The sequence below is a fragment of the Sphingobium jiangsuense genome, assembly GCF_014196495.1.
Classification (GTDB): Bacteria; Pseudomonadota; Alphaproteobacteria; order Sphingomonadales; family Sphingomonadaceae; genus Sphingobium; species Sphingobium jiangsuense.
In genome coordinates, this window is the sequence record NZ_JACIDT010000001.1 from 243,059 (window position 1) to 262,275 (window position 19,217).

The 19,217-nt window shown below is 66.4% G+C and carries 19 protein-coding genes; 8 read left to right on the forward strand and 11 right to left on the reverse strand.

The genetic code is table 11. The features are described 5' to 3' along the window. Positions 1 to 10: 10 nt before the first annotated feature. Entirely contained in the window at positions 11 to 1,051 is a 1,041-nt protein-coding gene (locus GGR43_RS01180) for an aromatic ring-hydroxylating oxygenase subunit alpha (RefSeq protein WP_188070108.1), read from the reverse strand. A 124-nt stretch (positions 1,052 to 1,175) separates the two neighbouring features. On the opposite strand from GGR43_RS01180, the gene GGR43_RS01185 reads away from it, so the two are divergent. After that, positions 1,176 to 2,123: a LysR family transcriptional regulator gene (locus tag GGR43_RS01185; RefSeq protein WP_188070109.1), complete on the forward strand. Its 948-nt coding sequence runs from the start codon at positions 1,176 to 1,178 to the stop codon at positions 2,121 to 2,123. A gap of 13 nt (positions 2,124 to 2,136) precedes the next feature. Here the strand turns inward: GGR43_RS01185 and rlmN are convergent, their stop codons facing one another. After that, positions 2,137 to 3,375: a dual-specificity RNA methyltransferase RlmN gene (gene rlmN, locus GGR43_RS01190; RefSeq protein ID WP_188070110.1), complete on the reverse strand. Its 1,239-nt coding sequence runs from the start codon at positions 3,373 to 3,375 to the stop codon at positions 2,137 to 2,139. Between the two features lie 78 nt (positions 3,376 to 3,453). Between rlmN and GGR43_RS01195 the strand changes: the two genes are divergently transcribed. Beyond that, positions 3,454 to 3,876, forward strand: coding sequence for a low affinity iron permease family protein (locus GGR43_RS01195; protein ID WP_188070111.1), 423 nt, complete (start codon positions 3,454 to 3,456; stop codon positions 3,874 to 3,876). A 13-nt stretch (positions 3,877 to 3,889) separates the two neighbouring features. Here GGR43_RS01195 and GGR43_RS01200 read toward each other — a convergent pair whose 3' ends face one another. Next, complete coding sequence (locus tag GGR43_RS01200; protein ID WP_246343258.1) at positions 3,890 to 4,363, reverse strand: hypothetical protein; 474 nt, start codon at positions 4,361 to 4,363, stop codon at positions 3,890 to 3,892. 236 nt (positions 4,364 to 4,599) lie between these two features. On the opposite strand from GGR43_RS01200, the gene dnaN reads away from it, so the two are divergent. The 4 genes from dnaN to GGR43_RS01220 all read left to right on the forward strand — a co-directional run bounded on the left by dnaN (position 4,600) and on the right by GGR43_RS01220 (position 7,190). Beyond that, positions 4,600 to 5,712 (forward strand): DNA polymerase III subunit beta, encoded by a 1,113-nt coding sequence (dnaN, locus tag GGR43_RS01205; protein ID WP_188070113.1) that lies wholly within the window; start codon positions 4,600 to 4,602, stop codon positions 5,710 to 5,712. A 33-nt stretch (positions 5,713 to 5,745) separates the two neighbouring features. Further along, positions 5,746 to 6,234, forward strand: coding sequence for a hypothetical protein (locus GGR43_RS01210; RefSeq protein WP_188070114.1), 489 nt, complete (start codon positions 5,746 to 5,748; stop codon positions 6,232 to 6,234). A 108-nt stretch (positions 6,235 to 6,342) separates the two neighbouring features. Continuing rightward, on the forward strand, positions 6,343 to 6,666 hold the full coding sequence (locus GGR43_RS01215; protein ID WP_188070115.1) for an ArsR/SmtB family transcription factor: 324 nt from the start codon (positions 6,343 to 6,345) through the stop codon (positions 6,664 to 6,666). Then, positions 6,663 to 7,190, forward strand: coding sequence for an SRPBCC family protein (locus GGR43_RS01220; protein WP_188070116.1), 528 nt, complete (start codon positions 6,663 to 6,665; stop codon positions 7,188 to 7,190). Before GGR43_RS01215 ends, GGR43_RS01220 begins: the two co-directional genes overlap by 4 nt. Before the next feature lie 378 nt (positions 7,191 to 7,568). Here the strand turns inward: GGR43_RS01220 and purH are convergent, their stop codons facing one another. From purH to GGR43_RS01240, 4 genes are all read right to left on the reverse strand, one after another. Next, a complete protein-coding gene (gene purH, locus GGR43_RS01225) occupies positions 7,569 to 9,158 on the reverse strand; it encodes a bifunctional phosphoribosylaminoimidazolecarboxamide formyltransferase/IMP cyclohydrolase (protein ID WP_188070117.1) in 1,590 nt (529 codons plus the stop codon). A gap of 79 nt (positions 9,159 to 9,237) precedes the next feature. Next, positions 9,238 to 10,989, reverse strand: a complete 1,752-nt coding sequence (locus GGR43_RS01230) for a heparinase II/III family protein (protein WP_188070118.1) — start codon at positions 10,987 to 10,989, stop codon at positions 9,238 to 9,240. Continuing rightward, entirely contained in the window at positions 10,986 to 11,648 is a 663-nt protein-coding gene (gene rpe / locus GGR43_RS01235) for a ribulose-phosphate 3-epimerase (RefSeq protein WP_188070119.1), read from the reverse strand. Before rpe ends, GGR43_RS01230 begins: the two co-directional genes overlap by 4 nt. Positions 11,649 to 11,751: 103 nt before the next feature. Further along, positions 11,752 to 13,086: an RsmB/NOP family class I SAM-dependent RNA methyltransferase gene (locus GGR43_RS01240; RefSeq protein ID WP_188070120.1), complete on the reverse strand. Its 1,335-nt coding sequence runs from the start codon at positions 13,084 to 13,086 to the stop codon at positions 11,752 to 11,754. A gap of 133 nt (positions 13,087 to 13,219) precedes the next feature. On the opposite strand from GGR43_RS01240, the gene GGR43_RS01245 reads away from it, so the two are divergent. After that, on the forward strand, positions 13,220 to 13,381 hold the full coding sequence (locus GGR43_RS01245; RefSeq protein ID WP_188070121.1) for a DUF1674 domain-containing protein: 162 nt from the start codon (positions 13,220 to 13,222) through the stop codon (positions 13,379 to 13,381). 128 nt (positions 13,382 to 13,509) lie between these two features. Next, entirely contained in the window at positions 13,510 to 14,385 is an 876-nt protein-coding gene (locus tag GGR43_RS01250) for a UTP--glucose-1-phosphate uridylyltransferase (RefSeq protein WP_188070122.1), read from the forward strand. Positions 14,386 to 14,621: 236 nt separating this feature from the next. Here the strand turns inward: GGR43_RS01250 and GGR43_RS01255 are convergent, their stop codons facing one another. The 4 genes from GGR43_RS01255 to GGR43_RS01270 all read right to left on the reverse strand — a co-directional run bounded on the left by GGR43_RS01255 (position 14,622) and on the right by GGR43_RS01270 (position 19,212). Then, complete coding sequence (locus GGR43_RS01255) at positions 14,622 to 16,169, reverse strand: carbon-nitrogen hydrolase family protein (RefSeq protein WP_188070123.1); 1,548 nt, start codon at positions 16,167 to 16,169, stop codon at positions 14,622 to 14,624. 17 nt (positions 16,170 to 16,186) lie between these two features. Next, entirely contained in the window at positions 16,187 to 16,762 is a 576-nt protein-coding gene (gene ssb, locus GGR43_RS01260) for a single-stranded DNA-binding protein (protein WP_188070124.1), read from the reverse strand. Between the two features lie 270 nt (positions 16,763 to 17,032). Next, on the reverse strand, positions 17,033 to 18,892 hold the full coding sequence (gene feoB, locus GGR43_RS01265) for a ferrous iron transporter B (protein WP_188070125.1): 1,860 nt from the start codon (positions 18,890 to 18,892) through the stop codon (positions 17,033 to 17,035). Beyond that, positions 18,889 to 19,212, reverse strand: a complete 324-nt coding sequence (locus tag GGR43_RS01270) for a FeoA family protein (RefSeq protein ID WP_188070126.1) — start codon at positions 19,210 to 19,212, stop codon at positions 18,889 to 18,891. The genes feoB and GGR43_RS01270 overlap by 4 nt, the downstream gene beginning before the upstream one ends. Positions 19,213 to 19,217: the final 5 nt, after the last annotated feature.

Here is a 19,217-nt window from a genome sequence, read left to right on the forward strand (position 1 = left end):
CTGCTTATTTTCAGCCGTCCCGAAATATCCGTTCATTGTCGATCCGTTGCCGCAGCCGCCTCCGCGCCAGGACCGGAGCCTTGTCTATCGAAAGCATCGCCGGGCCCATATCCATGATATCGCACTCCGGGCCGATCCTTCGTTGCTGCGCATCGATCATCGGCTTGTCTTCGTGAACGAAGGCCTTTTCCAATGCCGCCCGGAAACCCGATGCGATCTGCTCGGACGTGTCCGACTTGCTCATTCCGCTGACATAGAAATAATGGGTGGAGCCGGATGTCTCCGGGGTAAAGAGGTGAAGCGTTCGCGACCCGCGCGGGGGAGCGCCGGGCGGCGACTGCGGACAGATGGTCACCGTGAGTTCCATCAGCGACGGCGCCCGCCATTCCACCCTCAATTCCCGATCCACCCTCGCTCCCTCAGCCCGATAGGTCCGCGCAAGCGGCTCGGACAGAAGCTCGTCCACCATATGACGGGTCGTCACGATGCTGTCCGGCGTGGTCTCGACCTCGACCTTCGCCTTGCTCACCGCCTCTGTTCCCAGAATCGGATGGAGATATTCGATATGGCTCAGATCCAGAATATTATCGGCCATCAGCTGATAGTTTGCGAGGCCGTGCAGGTAGCCAAGACCGATATGATGACTGCCATTTTCGAGCCATTCATAGCTGGGTGCGGGCGTGGTTTCCGCAAGCGCGGGATCGCCCATCCATATCCAGACGAGCGGCCCCCTCAATGCCAGCGGATAGGATTTGACGGCAAGGGAACCCGTAACAGGGCCATGCGGGTTATGGACGCAGTTGCCCGCCCCGTCGAACGCCAGCCCATGATAGGCGCAAACGACGATTCCCTTGTCGCACGAGTCCATGCTCAAGGGCGCGAAGCGATGGGGGCAGCGGTCCGCCAGTGCATGCCAGCGGCCCGTTTCCGTCTTCAGCAGCACGACCGGCTCTTCCAACAGGGTGCGCGCCAGCAAATCCTTGTTTTCAAGCTCATCCAGATGAGCAGCAACATACCAGCAATTGCGGAGATAGCGGGGTGCCTGTGCCATGATATCCGTCCCACGCGCGATCGCGCCTGTGTTTTCTCATCCAACAGGCCGTCGTTTGACAGCATGGCCTTATCGCGCATAGTGCAGTTTTGATCTAATATTATTCCATATTGGAATATCCTCGATGTCGAGCTTTGAACTGAAACATCTGAAGGCCTTGCTGGCGGTTGCCGAGCAGGGATCCTTCAACCGCGCGGCGGCCGCCCTGCAAACCGGTCAGCCGGCCATTTCGAAAAGCATTGCGCTTCTGGAGCGCGCCGCGCGCGTACCCTTGTTCGAGCGAGGGCCACGGGGTGCCGTTCTGACGCCGGCGGGGGAAATCCTGACGCGCACCGCCGCCGCAATGGTTCATCTGATAGAGGATGCCGCCGAGGATATTGAGGCATTGGCCCAGGGCGGCGCGGGCCGCCTGATCGTCGGCGCCACGCCCAGCACGACAATGGGGCTGGTTCCGCTGGCTTGCTCCCGGCTCGGCTCTCGCATCAGAAATGCGGAGCTGATTATTCGGGAGGGGCTGGACACGGATTTGCTGCCGACACTGGAGCGGGGGGAGATCGACTTGCTGGTCGGTCCCGTTGCCGACCTTCAGGCCCTGCCGCAGCATCTTGTCGAAGCGACGTTATTCGAAGAGGGCCTGTCCATCGGCGTCAGGCCCGGCCATCCCCTGGCGAAACGGGAGTCGGTAACGCTTGGCGAACTGGTCGAAGCGGCCTGGATCATGCCTGCGGCGGGAAGCAAGTTTCATCAGCTGGTCGAAGCCATGTTCCTTGCGTCGGCGCTTCCCTGGCCCACGAATATCATCACCACGAACAGCCTGGCCGCTCAGGAAATCATCGCCCTTGACAGCGACCGGCTTCTTCTCACCACCGGCATACAATATGTCGCGCGTTCATCCGCTCTCGCCGTCATTCCCATTCAGGGAAGCCCGCGCCGCCGCATCGGATGGCGGCGGTTGAAAAAGCTGCGCCCTTCCCCCCTGCTCGACGCATTCATCGAAGAGTTGGGCGCCGTCATTGCCTGCACCGCTTCACAATCCGTAACGGCAGGTCCGACCAGCGGGATGGCCGATTGAACGACGCCCCAGATCACCCCAGCGCCGCCTGCTTCTCCTCCACCATCCGGTCCAGTTCCGCGCGGCTCAGTTTCTGCGCCTGCGTCTTGAGCTGCCCGCAGGCCGCCGCGATGTCGCGCCCGCGCGGGGTGCGCACCGGGGCGGAGATGCCCGCCTCGAAGATGATGTCGGAAAAGCGCCGGATCCGCTCCGGCGTCGAGCATTCATAGGGCGCGCCCGGCCACGGGTTGAACGGGATCAGGTTCACCTTGGCGGGCAGGCGATATTTGCGGATCAGCCGCACCAGCTCGCGCGCATCCTCGTCGCTGTCGTTCTTGTCCTTCAGCATCACATATTCGAAGGTGATGCGCCGCGCATTGTTCGCGCCGGGATAGGCGGCGCAGGCGGCCAGCAGATCCTCTATCCCATATTTCTTGTTGATGGGGACGATCTCGTCGCGCACCTCCTTGGTGACGGCGTGTAGCGACACCGCGAGGTTGACGCCGATCTCCTCGCCCGCGCGCTCCATCATCGGGATGACGCCGCTGGTCGAGAGGGTAATGCGCCGCTTCGACAGCGACAGCCCGTCGCCGTCCATCACCACCTTCAGCGCATCGCGCACATTGTCGAAATTATAGAGCGGCTCGCCCATGCCCATCATGACGATATTGGTGAGCATGCGGCCATCGGTCGAATATTGCGGCGCGTCGTCCGCCTCGTCCTCATCGGCGGAGGCCGCCATATTGCCCTTGGGCCATTCGCCCAGCGCATCGCGCGCCAGCATCACCTGCCCGACGATCTCGCCCGGCGTCAGGTTGCGGACGAGGCGCATCGTGCCGGTATGGCAGAAACGGCAGTTGAGCGTGCACCCGACCTGCGAGGAGACGCACAGCGTCCCCCGGTCCGCATCGGGGATGAACACCATCTCATAATCCTGCCCGTCGTCGGAGCGGAGCAGCCATTTGCGCGTGCCGTCGGAGCTGACCTGCGCCTCCACCACCTGCGGGCGGCCGACGACGAAGCGCTCCGCCATCCAGCCGCGCATCGGCTTGGCGAGGTCGGTCATCTTCTCGAAATCCGTCTCGCCGCGATGGTAGAGCCAGTGGAACAGCTGCTTGGCGCGCAGCTTCGCCTGCTTCGGCTCCAGCCCCTTTTCCTCCAGCTCGGCGCGGATCTGGTCGCGCGACAGGCCCATCAGGTCTGCGCGGCCATCCTCGCGCGGGGTGATCGCGCGCGGCACGGGCACGGGGTCGATATGTCCGGGGATTTGCATGTGCGCGGCATATAGTATCAAAAGGGAAAAATCGCCAGTCCTTTCGGCGGTTTTCCTTGTCAGCCGGAGCTTGATCGCATGGACCGTTTCTTCACCCGCATCGCCACCGGAGTCTCCGCCGCGGTGGGCCAGCCCTGGGCGTTCGTGATCGCGCTCGTCAGCATCCTGCTCTGGGCGGTGTCAGGGCCGCTGTTCGGCTTTTCCGACACCTGGCAGCTGATCGTCAACACGTCGACCACGATCATTACCTTCCTGATGGTGTTCGTGATCCAGAACAGCCAGAACCGCGATGCCGCCGCGATACAGGCGAAGCTGGACGAGCTGATCCGCGCGGTGGACAGCGCGCGCAACCGCTTCATCGGCATCGAGCATATGACCGAGCAGGAGCTGGAGGAAATCCGCCTCGCGCTGGAAAAGGAAGTGGACGAAGCGGTCGAGGAGGCGGAAGCCACCGACAATCTCGGCCATCATTCGGTCGCGCGGCTGATCGAGCGGTTCTGACCGCCCGCCGGCCCTAGCGCGCGGGGCAGGCGAGCGCGGCGGCATCGATCGCCGTCGCCGCGCCCTTCAGCACATAGAGGTCGTAGAAAGGGCGGCCGTTGCCGCCGGTGCCCTCGATGCTCATCGTCTCGGCCGACCGCATGGCGGAGACGATCGCCGCGTCCATCCGCGCATCCTGCGCCCAGGCCCGGCCCGGCCCGGCGACCAGCGCGAACCGCCGTTCCCCGATCGAGAGATAGACGCGGCTTTTGTCCGCCTGCGGGCGGCTCAACCGCACGAAGAGCTGGCTGCGCGCGCCCCGTTCCGGCCAGGTGCCGACCGAGGCATAGGCCCGCGCCTGCCCGCCCGCCGTGCCGCGTTCCGGCTCCGCGATCGCATAGCAGCGCCCGGCCCGCGCATCGCGAAACGCCGCCCAGCCGTCGAACACGCCGAGCGAATCGGCCGCCCGCGCCGACCCCACCGGCGCCATCGTCGCGATCAACAGCATCAGCCAATATCTCATCCCCGTCAGGCAAAGCGCAGACGCTCTTCTTTTGCAAGCATGCGTAAGAGAAAATTAACGATGGCGGCTGTTAAAAGACCGCCCCCTTGCGGTGAGGGGATTTGTCGGTAATGAAGGTGCTCCGCCCGCGCTCGTCGGGGGCGGGAATCGCTATCCGACCGCGCTGGCCCCATCCGGGGTTGCAGTTTTTGAAGTTTTTAAGAGTGGGAACGGAACGGGGAATGAAGGCTACCATCGAACGTGCGACGCTGCTCAAGAGTCTGGGCCATGTCCAGTCGGTGGTCGAAAGGCGCAACACCATCCCGATCCTGTCCAACGTGCTGATCGAGGCGGCGGCCGACGGCACCATCCGCCTGATGGCGACGGACCTCGACCTTCAGGTCGTGGAGCAGGTGCAGGCGCAGGTCGAAACCCCCGGATCGACGACGATTTCCGCGCACACGCTGTTCGACATCGCGCGCAAGCTGCCCGAAGGCAGCCAGGTGCTGCTGCACGCGGCCGAGGGCAAGATGCTGATCCAGGCCGGGCGCGCGCGCTTCAACCTCTCGACGCTGCCGCGCGACGATTTCCCGATCATCGCCGAAGGCGAGCTGCCGACCCGGTTCGAGCTGCCCGCCGAAACGCTGAAGCAGATCATCGACAAGACCCGCTTCGCCATCTCGACCGAAGAGACGCGCTATTATCTCAACGGCATCTTCTTCCATGTGTCGGACGACCCGCAGCCTGTGCTGAAGGCGGCGGCGACGGACGGCCACCGCCTCGCCCGCGTCACCGTGGCGCGCCCCGACGGCGCGGAGGGCATGCCCGACATCATCGTGCCGCGCAAATGCATCGCGGAACTGCGCAAGCTGCTCGACGAGGTGGAAGGCAGCGTGGACATCGCCCTTTCCGCCAGCAAGATCCGCTTCGGCATCGGCAATGCGATCCTGACCAGCAAGCTGATCGACGGCACCTTCCCGGATTACAGCCGCGTCATCCCGACCGGCAACGACAAGCTGCTGAAGATCGACCCGCGCAGCTTCGAGGAAGGCGTGGACCGCGTCGCGACCATCGCCACCGAAAAGACCCGCGCGGTCAAGATGGCGCTGGACCGCGACAAGATCACCCTGTCCGTCACCAGCCCGGAAAACGGCACCGCGGCCGAGGAAGTGCCCGGCGACTATGACGGCGAAGGCTTCGAAATCGGCTTCAACGCGCGCTATCTGCTCGACATCCTCCAGCAGATCGAGGGCGATACGGTGGATCTGCACCTCGCCGACCAGGCCGCCCCGACGCTGATCCGCGAAAGCGATACCTCCCCCGCGCTCTACGTGCTGATGCCGATGCGCGTCTGACAGGTTCGGGATCGAAGAAAAACGGGAAAGCGGGTGGTCCGGTGGGATCGTCCGCTTTTCTTATGCCTGCAAGGAGGTGCACGCATGTCCAAAGGCGCGCGTCCGGTCTGGATACTGGCGGCGATGATGTTGGCCGGCTTTCCGGCGGCGAACGCCCTCTATTGGCCCGAACTCAAAAAGGCGGGTGTCCTGCCCGTGAATGCGGACAGCATCGGCCTGCCTATCTTCAGCAGCGTCATTCTGGCATTTCTGCTCTCGCCTCTTGTGCTGGGCGTTACCTGGCTTTGCCTGCGACGGTCCAACCCCGCCGCCCGGCCGAAGATATGGCGGAACGACCTTCCCTTTGCCAGCGCCCTTTCGCTGTTGATATTCGGCGGCGCGGCCGCGTTTCTGGCGGCGGGCGAGCTTATGGGCAACTATTTCGGCCAGCCATGGTATGAATATCTCTGGCCCGCCCACAGCTTGCTCTGCATTGCCTGGCTGCTGGCCCTGCATACAGCGGTGATGAAGAGAATGAGCTGAGGGCGGCCGCGGACTCTCTCCACCGTTCTCGCCGCCGGCAAACCCGTTTTCCGACAGTCATTAAACCGATCGGTTGACTTTTCCTCCATCAAGAGGATAGTAAACCATATGGTTGATAATCGACTCGACGCCACCTTTACCGCGCTCGCGGATCCGACGCGGCGCGGGATGCTGGCGGCGCTGGCGGAAGGCGAGAAGGCGGTCAGCGAGCTTGCCGCCCCCTATCGGATGAGTCTGGCCGGTGCCGCCAAGCATGTGGGGGTATTGGCGCGCGCGGGCCTGATCGAACGGCGGAAGGTGGGACGGCGCCAGCTCTGCCGCATCAGGGCCGACCGGCTGAAGGATGCCAGCGAATGGCTGGCCCAGTGGGAACGGTTCTGGACCACCCGCCTCGACGCTCTGGAATCGGCGCTGAAGGAGGATCGAACATGACGGACGCGGACAAGATTTCCACCGACACCCTGCGCTTCGAACGGCTGCTCGACGCGCCTGTCGAGAAGACATGGCGCTATCTCATCGATCCCGAATTGCGGGCGCGCTGGTTCATGGGCGGGCCGACCGATCCCAAGGTTGGCGGCGGGATCGGGCTGACCATGGACCATGACCGGCTTTCCGATGGCGAGGTGGCGACGCCCGAACGCTACCGCCCCTATATCGGCCACAGCTGGGAGGAACGCATCACCCGCATCGAGCCGCCCCATCTCCTGTCCTTCACCTGGGAGGGAGGCGAGGCAGGCGAGGTGACCTTCGAGCTGCATGAAGAAGACGGCAAGACCCGGCTCGTGCTCACCCACAGAGGCCTTCGCGGGCGTGACGACGCGATCAATTTCGGCGGCGGTTGGCACTCCCATCTCGCGGTGCTCGAACGCAGGCTGCGGGGCGACGCGGTGCCCGATTTCTGGGCGCTCCACGAACAGGCCGAAGCGGCAATGCGGGCTGCATTTGGCGGGGCGTGAGCGGGCCGGTTTCCGATACAGGTCCCATGTGAACCTCGCTGCGGAATGGCGGATGCGGGTGGTTAGCGGACATATCGTGCTGGAGTAGAAAGTTCACGCGGAGACGCGGAGGCGCGGAGAAGGACGTTCCGGGCCGCAGGCCCCATTTCATTCTCCTTGTGTCGGTTGCCGGGGTGAATGACGAGGGAAAGCGCTTCGCGCTACTATCTCTCCGCGTCTCCGCGCCTCCGCGTGAAACCAATCTTCTACGTCCGCTTCTGGCCGCAACCTGCCATGCAGCGGTCCCGGTCATAGCGCCGCCAACAAAAAAGCCCCGGCGCGAACCGGGGCTTTTCCATATTCTCCGCTATCCGCTCCATATTCTCCGCTATCCGCCGCTCAATGGCGGAAATGGCGCATGCCGGTGAAGACCATGGCGAGGCCCGCGTCGTCGGCGGCCTTGATCACCTCCTCGTCGCGCATCGAGCCGCCCGGCTGGATCACCGCCGTCGCGCCCGCCTCGACCGCCGCCAGCAGGCCGTCGGCGAAGGGGAAGAAGGCGTCCGACGCGACCGAGCTGCCCACAGTGCGGGATGCTGCCCAGCCATAGGTCTCGGCGGCTTCCTTCGCCTTGGCGGCGGCGATGCGGGAGCTGTCGCGGCGGTTCATCTGGCCCGCGCCGATGCCCGCCGTCACGCCGTCCTTCGCATAGACGATGGCGTTCGACTTCACATGCTTGGCGACGGTCCAGGCGAACAGGCAGTCCTTCAGTTCCTGCTCGGTCGGCGCCCGCTTCGTCACGACCTTCAGCATGTCGCGCGTCACCACGCCGTTATCGCGATCCTGCACCAGCGCGCCGCCCGCGATGATCTTGGTCGTCTGGCCGGCGCGCGCCGGATCGGGCAGGCCGTTGGTCAGCAGCAGACGCAGGTTCTTCTTCTTCGCGAACGCCGCCTTCGCCGCTTCATCGGCGCCCGGCGCGACGACGACCTCGGTGAAGATTTCGGTGATCGCCTCGGCGGTGGGGCCGTCGAGCGGGCGATTGACCGCGATGATGCCGCCGAAGGCCGACACGCTGTCGCATTCCAGCGCGTTCCTGTACGCCTCGGCCAGCGTTTCGCCGGTGGCGACGCCGCAGGGATTGGCGTGCTTGACGATCACCACGGTCGGCGGGCCGTCGCGGAATTCGGATACCAGCTCCAGCGCCGCGTCGGCGTCGTTGTAATTGTTGTACGACAGCTCCTTGCCCTGCACCTGCACCGCCTGCCCGATGCCCTGCACGGCGGGAACCTGCGGCACATAGAGCGCCGCGCGCTGGTGCGGATTCTCGCCATAACGCAGCATCGAGACGAGCTTCGTCGGCATCGAACGGCTTTCGGGATAATCGACGCCTTGGTCGACCTTGGCGAACCAGGCCGCGATCATGCCGTCATAGGCCGCCGTCGCCGCATAGGCCTTGGCCGCGCACAGGCGGCGGAAGTCGTAGCTGGTCGCGCCGCCCTTCGCGTCCATCTCCTCGATCAGCCGCGTATAGTCGGCCGGGTCGGTGACGATCGTGACGCTCTCGTGGTTCTTCGCCGCGCTGCGCACCATCGAGGGGCCGCCGATATCGATATTCTCGATGATCTCGTCGCGGTCCGCGCCCTTGGCCACGGTCTGCGCGAACGGATAGAGGTTGACGACGACCAGATCGATCGGCTCGATTTCATGCTCCCGCATGGAGCCGACATGCTCGGCATTGCCGCGCACCGCAAGCAGGCCGCCATGCACCTTCGGGTGCAGCGTCTTGACGCGGCCGTCCATCATTTCGGGAAAGCCGGTGAGGTCGGAAATGTCCGCCACGTCCAGCCCCGCGTCGCGCAGCGCCTTCGCCGTGCCGCCGGTCGACACCAGCGCCACCCCGTGCCGCGCCAGCGCCTGCCCCAGTTCGACAAGCCCCGTCTTGTCGGACACCGACAAAAGCGCCCGGCCGATCTTCACGTCCGTCATGATGTTCCTGCTTTCCTTCTGTTATAATGGCCCCTGCGGCGGCAATGCCGCACGAGATCACCCCTGTTCCTGGTTGCGCTTATCCCACCCGTTTCAGCAGCCAGCCGAGCGAGCTGCCGCCCGGCTCGGCTGTGGCGCTGACGACCAGCTGCTTCGTCCCGTGCGGGCGGCCGTCGCCGTCGATCCAGACGCTGTCCTCTATGCCGAGCGTGCCCGCGCCGCAGCGGAACTGCCACAGCGCGCCCATGTCGATGCGCAGCAGCGCGCCCTGCCCGTCCGCCGTCAGCGAGGCGTCGATATGCGGCGCGAGGTGGAAGCGCAGCACATAGGGCGCGGCGACCGGCCGCTTGCGCCGCTGGGCGGGCAGCAGCATGTCCTCGCCCCGTATGTCGCGGCCGTCATTGCTGATTTGCAGCAGGCGGCGGTGCACATAGCCGAAGCGGCGGACATAGCCGTCATGGCTCAGTTCCAGGCGGCTGCCGTTTTCCAGCTCCTGCCGGTGCAGCTCCACCTCGGTAACGCCGCGGCCCAGCGTGCCGTCGGGCAGGATCGCGGTGGAGTTGCTGTCGTCGAGCGTCAGCGTGCTGTGCGCGGCGGTGGTGCGCAGGCCGCGCGCGAAATCGGCCGGGATCATCGGCCCGGCAAAGGCCGCGCCGCCGCAATTGACGATCAGCCGGTCGGCCCCGTCGCTGATCTCGATCGCGCCGGTCGAGGCGCATCCGGCCTCCGCCAGCTGGGCGACCGGCGGCGGAGCGGCGTCCACCAGCACCTGCGTCGATCCGGCGCTGATGCGCTGATAGCCCCAGTCGCGCGCCTGCCGCAGCGGACGGGTGCGCACGCCGGTCGCCGCGAGCAGCGTCTCGACCTGCGCCGCGTCGATCGCGCCCCCGCCCTGCCAGCTGCCGAGCCCGCCGTCGCCATGGGTAAGGCCGAGCAGCGCGGCAACGGTGCGGTTCAACGTTTCGGTGAGGAAGGCGGGCACCTCGACACGCACCGCGTCATAGGCGGCGCGCACCATCGTCAGCGCCTCTATGCCGCGCAGCTGGGCGAGCGGCGAGCGGCTGATCGTGCCGCCGTCGCTGTAGAAGGCATGCTCGATCGCGCGCTTGAGGCCGGTTTCGCCATAGGCCCGGCGCGGCGCCCCGCCCGGCAGCAGCAGCCCCGCCGTCACCACGCCGCACCAGGCGACGAGGCGGGGCAGGCCGACCGGCGCCTTGTCCGCGCCCCGGTCGAGATGCCGCGCGGTGCGGGCGAAGCAGTTCAACACCAGCGAGCGGTAGACCAGATCGCCGCTCGACAGGATCAGCGGCGCATAGGCGGCCCAGAACAGCAGACGCCACCCGGCATATTCGGCGCTCCATGCCGGTTCGCTCGGCTTTTCGGCATGGGCGGCGAGCCAGCTTCGCATGATGCTTTCAGCCGACGGCGTCACCTGCTCGCGGCTGCCCACTTCGTTGAGATCGCGCAGCCAGCGGAAGCCGTGCAGATATTCGGCCCAGGCGGGCGACAGGGGCGGCGCTGTGAGATCGAGCCCGGCGATCGGCAGCTTGTGCCCGCGCAGCAGGAAATGCCCGGCGCGGATCGCCTTTCCGGCGCGCGCGTTGCCGGCGATCATGTCGCGCGGCACCGCCAGCAGCTTCAGCGGATATTTGCCCTTCAGCCGCATATTGTGCAGCGGCGTGCGCCAGGTCAGGCGATAGAAATGGCTGGAAATCCGCTCCGCCAGCGAGCTTCCCTTGTCGGTCGACAGGCGGATGAGGCGCTTGCCGTCTTCGATGCTGTCCGCTTCGTCCTGCGCGGGCGCATCAGGCCGGGGGGACAGGCTGTTCATGCGCCGCGCAGCCCTCGGATATTGTCGGCATAGGCGGCCGGCCCGCCGCGGAAGGTCGCGGTGCCCGCGACCAGCACATCGGCCCCCGCCGCGATCACGCGCGGGGCGGTGGCGGCATCGACGCCGCCGTCGACCTCCAGATGGATGGGCTTGCCCAGCCGCTCGATCTTGGCGCGGATCGCCTCGATCTTGCGCAGCTGGCTGTCGATGAAGCTCTGCCCGCCGAAGCCGGGGTTGACGCTCATCACCAGCACGAGGTCGATATCCTCCAGCACATAGTCGAGCGTGTCTTCATGGGTCGAGGGGTTGAGCGAGACGCCCGCCTTCTTTCCCAGCGCGCGGATGCGTTGCAGCGTGCGGTGCAGGTGCGGCCCGGCCTCCTGATGCACGGTGATGAGGTCGCTGCCCGCCTCGGCGAAGGCGTCGAGCATCGGGTCGACCGGGGTGATCATCAGATGCACGTCCATCAACTTCTGCGTATGCGGGCGCAGCGCCTTCACGACCATCGGGCCGATGGTGATGTTGGGCACATAATGGCCGTCCATCACGTCCACATGCACCCAGTCGCAGCCCGCCTCGTCGATCGCGCGGACCTCCTCGCCCAGACGAGCGAAATCGGCGGAGAGGATGGAAGGAGAGATAAGGACAGGGCGGCTCATGAACCCATGGCCTTAGCGAGGAGCGCCGGGCGGCGCAACAGCGCAGGCGCCCGTCCGCGCGTTATTTGCGATCTCTTTCCACAGGGATGCGGTCAGCCCCGCATCAGCCTTGCTGGCGCACCAGCCGGGCGATGAAAAAGCCGTCCAGCCCGCCCCTGTCGGCCAGCATCGTGGGCAGGGTGCGCACATGGCCCATAGCGTCGGCGGCAACCCCTTCGGGCAGCTCCCCGGCCTGCGGCGGGGAGAGCGCGAAACCGGCATGGCTCGCCAGGAAGCGGGCGATCTGGTCCTCCCCCTCGGCGCGCTCCAGCGAACAGGTGGCGTAGACCAGCAGCCCGCCCGGCTTCACCCAGTCGGCCGCGCGGTCGAGCAACTGCGCCTGTATTCCGGACATCTCCGCGATCTGGCGGTCGCCGACGCGATGCATCACGTCCGGGTGGCGGCGGAAGATGCCGGTCGCGCTGCACGGCGCGTCGAGCAGCACGAGATCGGCGGGAGCTTCGGGCGCCCATGTCAGCGCGTCGCCCTGAACCACGCTCGCGGCAAAACCGCTGCGGGCGAGATTCTCGCCCATGCGCTCCAGCCGCTTCGCGCTTTTGTCCAGCGCCGTCACCGCCCAGCCTTGCGCGGCGAGCTGCATCGTCTTGCCGCCCGGCGCCGCGCACAGATCGAGCGCGGTGCGGCCCCGTCCCTCGCCCGCCAGCCGCGCGGGCAGGGAAGCGGCGAGATCCTGCACCCACCAGCGTCCTTCGGCATAGCCCGGCAGGCCCGGCACCGACACCTGATGGCCGATGCGGACATGGCCGGACATCAGCGTGTCGCCCGCCAGCACATCGTCGAAATGCGCGGTTTCGGCGGGGTCGGCGAGCGTCACGTCGATCGGCGCGCGGCGGGCGAGCGCTTGAGCCGAGGCCTCCACCACCGGCTCGCCCCATTGGGCACGCCAGCGCTGCGCCACCGCCTCCGGCACCGTCGGCACGTCGGGCAGGCGCGCCTCGCTGCGCAGCAGGGCGCCGAGCACGCCATGAACGAGGCGGCGCGGCCCGCCGTCGACCAGCGGCAGCGCGGTGGCGACCACCGCATGGGGCGGCGTGTCGAGCCGCAGCGCCTGCACCAGCGTGAGGCGCAGCACCATGCGCGCCTTCGCATCCTCCGGCAGCGGCTGCGGCGTCGCGCCGTCGATCAGCGCGTCGAGATCGGCGGTCCAGCGCAGCACATCGGCGGCGATCGCATGGGCGAGCGCCTTGTCGGCGCGGTCGGCCAGCCCCTGAGTCGCGGCATGGAGCGCGGTTTCCAGCGGTTCGCCGCGCCGCATCACGGCGTCGAGCAGGCGCAGCGCCGCCCGGCGCGCGTCGAGGCCGGGGACGGCGGGCGCGCCGCCGCTCCGGCGGGATCCGGCTCGTCTGGTCCGATTCTGGTGGGAAGGGGGCTTTGCCATGGGAAACAGGGCTTTAACGTTTTTGCTGCACGGGTAAACCCCTGTACGGTAATGGGACGAAGGAAGGCGCTTGTGCGCCGTCTTGACCCGGTTATACTTTCGCAGTTGCAATAAGACTTTCGGAGATATCTTCATGGGCAAACGCCCCGATCATGTTCGCGCGCCGGACTATCTTTCCAAAAGTCCGCCCGTGCCGCAACCGGACCCGCTCGATACCGAGCCGAAGGTGACCGAGGAACTCAGCCCGACCCGCTATGGCGATTGGGAGCGCAAGGGCATCGCCGTCGATTTCTGAAGGACAAGCGAAGGGGCGCGGCGGCATCCGGTCCGGCCGGATGCCGGGCCCGGCCATGCGCCGGCTCGCGCCCTTTCGGATGAACAGCTTTTTCCCGATCAACAGTTTTCCCGAATACAGGGGGTTTCATGGCAGACAGGAAGATTCGCAAGGCCGTTTTCCCGGTGGCGGGGCTGGGCACCCGCTTCCTTCCCGCGACCAAGGCGGTGGCGAAGGAATTATTGCCGGTGATCGACCGGCCGCTGATCCAATATGCGGTCGACGAGGCGCTGGAAGCCGGGATCGAGCAGATGATCTTCGTCAACGGGCGCGGCAAGGGCGCGATCGAGGATTACTTCGACATGGCCTTCGAGCTGGAGGCGACGCAGAAGGAACGCGGCAAGGACCTGTCCGCGCTGGAAGGCACGCGCCTCGCCCCCGGCAATGCGGTGTTCCTGCGCCAGCAGGAGCCGCTGGGCCTGGGCCATGCGATCTGGTGCGCGCGCGACATCGTCGGCGACGAGCCCTTCGCCATCATCCTGCCCGACGAGTTCATGCACGGAAAGCCCGGCTCCGGCTGCCTCAAGCAGATGGTCGACGCCTATGAGCAGACCGGCGGCAACCTCATCTGCGCGCTGGAGGTGCCGATGGAGCAGACGTCGAGCTACGGCATCCTCGATCCGGGCGAGCGCGACGGGCGGCTGACCGAGGTGAAGGGGCTGGTCGAAAAGCCCGCGCCGGGGACGGCCCCGTCGAACCTCATCGTCGCCGGGCGCTATATCCTCCAGCCGGAGGTGATGACGATCCTCGAAACGCAGGAAAAGGGCGCGGGCGGCGAGATCCAGCTTACCGACGCGATGGCGGCGCTGATCGGCAGGCAGCCGTTCCACGGCGTGACCTTCGAGGGCCAGCGCTTCGACTGCGGATCGAAAGCGGGCTATATCGAGGCCAATCTGGCGCTGGCGCTGGAACGTGAGGACATCGGCCCGCATATCCGCGAATTCGCGCGGAAATTGGTGGGGTGACGGACTTTCCCTTATCGTCGCCCCAGCGCAGGCTGGGGCCTCAGGCCGTATCGCGCGCCGCCTCCTGAGATGCCAGCCTGCGCTGGCATGACGGGAAACGAAAAGGTTTAGGGTAGCACCACCCCGTTCGGGCTGAGCGCGTCGAAGGGCTGTTCTTCCCCCTTTTAAGAAGGACAGGGCTTCGACAGGCTCAGCCCGAACGGGTTACTTAGGTCAGGAATTGGCCGCCTCCGGCCTCACCCCTTGCGCCACTGCACCCGGTAGAGGTCGAACCGCCGGTCGCGCAGGTTCTGCACCGCGCCGGACTGGCGGCTGGTGAGCAGGTCGTCGAGCGACAGGTCGGCGATCGCGATCGTCTCGGTGTTGGGCGCGGTGTCCGCCGCCACGCCGTCGCGCGCGAAGGGGAAGTCGCTGGGCGTCAGGATCGCGCTTTCGGCATAATGGATGTCCATATTCTCGACGTTCGGAATATTGCCCACCACGCCTGAGGTGATCACATAGCATTGATTCTCGACCGCCCGCGCCTGGCAGCAATAGCGCACGCGCAGATAGCCGCGCCGCTCGTCGGTGCAGAAGGGCACGAACAGCATCATCGCGCCCTGATTGACGAGATGCCGCGCCATTTCCGGAAATTCCGAGTCGTAACAGATCATCACGCCGATCGGGCCGCAATCGGTCGGGATCACATTGGCGCCATAGCCGCCCTTGATGTTCCACCAGCGCCGCTCCGACGGGGTCGGGTGCAGCTTTTCCTGCGTGTAGACGCCGCCATCGCGCAGGAAGATATAGCTGATGTTGCGGATGTCGCCATTGTCCATCCGCGTCGGGTGGGAGCCGCCGATGATGTTGATGTTGTAGCTGACGGCCAGCTTCTCCATGAAGGCGCAGAAGCGGTCGGTATAGTCGGCAACGCGCTCGATCGCCTGATCGGGGGCCAGCTTCTCCTCCCCGATCGAGAGCAGCTCCAGCGTGAACAATTCCGGGAAGGTGACGAAATCGGCCGAATAATCGGCGGCGACGTCGACGAAATATTCGACCTGTTCCTCGAACTCGTCGATCCTGGCGATGCGCCGCATCTGGAACTGCACGGTCGCGACGCGCACCGAGGAGGGCAGGCGCTTCTGCCCGCGCGCCTTGCGGCCCGGCACCTGTTCGGGCGCGAGCGGATTGGGCCAGAACATCAGCACGGCGAGGCCGCCGCTGTCCCGGTCGGTCGGGTCGTAGCCGCGCAGCACGCCGCGCGCCTCGAAGCCCTGCATCAACTGGAAGTTGATGACGGGATCGCGCACCTGCTTGTCCAGCACCGCGGCGAGATAATCCTCCGGGTTGGGGAACTGCTTCTGGCGCCGCTTGTAACCGGGCATGCGCCCGCCGAAGACGATGCCCTTCAGCTCGAAATACTGGCACAGCTCCTGCCGCCGCCGGTAGAAGCGCTGGCCGATGCGCAGGCGGCGATAATCCGGGTCCACGCACACTTCCATGCCGTAGAGTATGTCGCCGTCCGGATCGTGCCGGGTCGCGAAGCCGCCGCCGGTGATCTCTTCCCAGCTATGGGCTGCGAAGGCGAGGTCGGCGCCGACGATCTGCGTCGCGCAATGGCCGACGATCACGCCCTCATATTCGGCGACGAACTGGCCTTCGGGGAAATTGTTGATCTGCCCGCGGATCTGCGCGCCGGAAAAGGCGGTCGCCTTGCCGTAGACCTTGGTCGACAGCGCCGCGATCGCGCGCGCATCAGCGGGTTTCGCCTCGCGGATGACGAGCTTCGCCTGAGTATCGGTCATCGCGGAAGCCGCTGCGGTCAGAACGGAACCTCGTCGTCGAGATCATTGTCGAAATTGGGCGCGGGCGCGCCGCGATCACGCACGCCGCCGGAAGAGGAGGAGGAACGCCCGCCGCCGCCGAAATCATCGTCGAAGGCGCCGGTCGAGCGGCCCCAGTCGTCGCCGCCCGAACGGCCGCCGCCGCTGCCGCCGCCGCTCCAGCCGCCGCCGGAACCGCCGCCACCGCCCTGACCGCCGCCGGGCGCGCCGTCGAGCATGGTCAGCACCGCGCCGGGGCCTTGCAGCACGACTTCGGTGGTGTAGCGGTCGTTGCCGTTATTGTCCTGCCACTTGCGGGTGCGCAGCTGGCCTTCGACATAGACCTTGCTGCCCTTGCGCAGATAGCGCTCGGCGACGCCGGCCAGCCCTTCGGAGAAGATGGCGACGCTGTGCCATTCGGTGCGGTCCTTGCGCTCGCCGGTCATGCGGTCCTTCCAGCTTTCGGACGTGGCGATGCGCAGATTGCAGACCTTGCCGCCATTCTGGAAACTGCGCACCTCCGGATCCGCACCCAGATTGCCGACCAGAATGACCTTGTTGACGCTGCCTGCCATGGAATGACTCTCCGAAACTGCTGGGGGCCGGGCGAGACTCCGGCCGGAAAAATCCGTGAAGGGATCACTTATAAGCTGGATCGGGCAGCGTCCAGAGGATCTACCCGGATTCGGAAATATTGCACATGAAGGGCCGTTCGAGATTTCGTTCAGGTGGAGCCGAGAGGCGTGCCATTCGAGCATCGGAGCGCAGCGACCTAAGGGGTCGTAAGCACCGAAGCGCAGAATAGCGCGGTTCGCAGGCCCGCATGAGCGGAATCTCGAACGGCCCTACAATCCGGCAGCCACCGCCGTCCAATAGGTGATGCCCGCCGCGACATAGGCGATCGCGAACAGATAGCCGACCATGAAGGCGGGCCATTTCCAGCCGTTCGTCTCGCGCCGGGTGACGGCGATGGTGGAGATGCACTGCGGCGCGAACACGAACCAGACGAGGAAGGCGAGCGCGGTCGGCAGCGACCAGTTGTTCTTCAGCCGCTCGCCCAGCGACTGCTCCAGCTTTTCCTCGTCGTCGCCCGCGTCGATGCTGTAGGTGGTGGCGAGCGCCGACACCGCGACCTCGCGCGCCGCCATCGCCGGGATGAGCGCGAGGGAGATGTCGCGGTTGAAGCCGATCGGCTCCATCACGACGTTGAGCACGGTGGCGATGCGCCCCGCCGCGCTGTAGCCGACCGGCGAAACGTCGGACCCGGCGGGCGGCTTGGGGAAGCTGAGCAGCGCCCAGAGGATGATGGTCGAGACGAAGATGATCGTTCCTGCGCGCTTGAGGAAGATCATCGCCCGCTGCCACAGACCGAGCGCGATGTCCTGCCAGCGCGGCCATTGATATTTCGGCATTTCCATCAGCAGGCCGGCGCTCTGCCCCTTGGCCACGGTGCGGCGCAGGACGAGCGCGACCAGCATCGCGCCGACGATGCCGCCGACATAGAGGGCGAACAGCACCAGCCCCTGCAAGCCGACGCCGTAGCCGACCGAGCGCGCCGGGATGAACGCGCCGATGATCACTGCATAGACCGGCAACCGCGCCGAACAGGTCATCAGCGGGGCGATGAGGATCGTCGTCAGCCGGTCCTTCGGGTCGCTGATCGAGCGGGTCGCCATGATCCCCGGCACCGCGCAGGCGAAGGAGGAGAGCAGCGGAATGAACGCGCGGCCCGACAGGCCGACCTTCGCCATCAGCCCGTCCATCAGGAAGGCGGCGCGAGTCATGTAGCCGGTCGCCTCCAGCATCAGGATGAAGAAGAACAGGATGAGGATCTGCGGCAGGAACACCACCACCGATCCCACGCCGTTGATCACGCCGTCGACGAGGAAGGAGCGCAGATAACCTTCCGGCGTCAGCGCCGTCGCCAGATCGCCCAGTTCCTCCGCCCAGCCCTCGATCATCGCGATCGGCGCTTCGGACCAGGCATAGACCGCCTGGAACATCAGGAACAGCAGCCCCAGCAGCAGCAGCGGGCCGAGGATCGGGTGCAGCGCCACGCGGTCCACCGCCTGCGTCAGGCGGCGCGAGGGCGTTTCGCCGACGATGGCGATGCGCGCGAGGTCCCGCGCCTTCGCCCGCCGCTCGGCGAAGCTCATGTCGCCGGTGGACGGACGCACCGGAACCGCGCCGCCGTCGATCAGGCCGGTCAGCTCGTGCAGCAGATGGTCGAGGCCGCGCTTGCGCACGGCGACGGTGGAGACGACCGGCACGCCCAGCGCCTCCGACAGCGCCTCCGGGCTGAGTTCGAGGCCGTCGCGCGCGGCGAGATCGACCATGTTGAGCGCGACCACCGCCGGCAGGCCGAGATCCAGCACCTCCAGCACGAAGCGCAGATGGTTTTCGAGATTCGACGCGTCGACCACCAGCACCAGCGCATCGGGCAGGCGTTCGCCCCGCTGCTTGCCGAGGATGACGTCGCGCGTCACCTCCTCGTCCGGGCTGGTCGGGGTGAGGCTGTAGGTGCCGGGCAGGTCGACCAGCTCGACCGGGCGCCCGTCCTCCAGCGCGAGGCGGCCTGATTTGCGCTCCACGGTGACGCCGGGATAATTGCCCAGCTTCTGGCGTGCACCGGTCAGCGCGTTGAAAAGGGCGCTCTTGCCGGCATTGGGATTGCCGACCAGCGCAACAAGCGGCTGTGCGGTCATGAAGCGGTGATGGCCTGAGCGGAAGGATGTGCGGAAGAAGGCGCGGAAGAGGAAGCGACCGCCGTTTCGGGCGTCGCCGCCGGGTCAGTGCGCACATGGATCGCATCGCCATGGGCATGGCGCATGGCGACGGTCATGCGGCCGATGCGGCAGGCGAGCGCGCCCCGGCCCAGCAGTCCGGCGCGGTGCAGCACCTCTACCGTCGCCCCTTCCTCCACGCCGAATTCGCGCAGGCGCTGGGCCTCGCCCATGGAGAGGCGATCCCATTCGACCCTGTCGATCCAGGCCGGGCGGCCCAAAGGTAGCTGGTGGAGGTGCAAGGCGT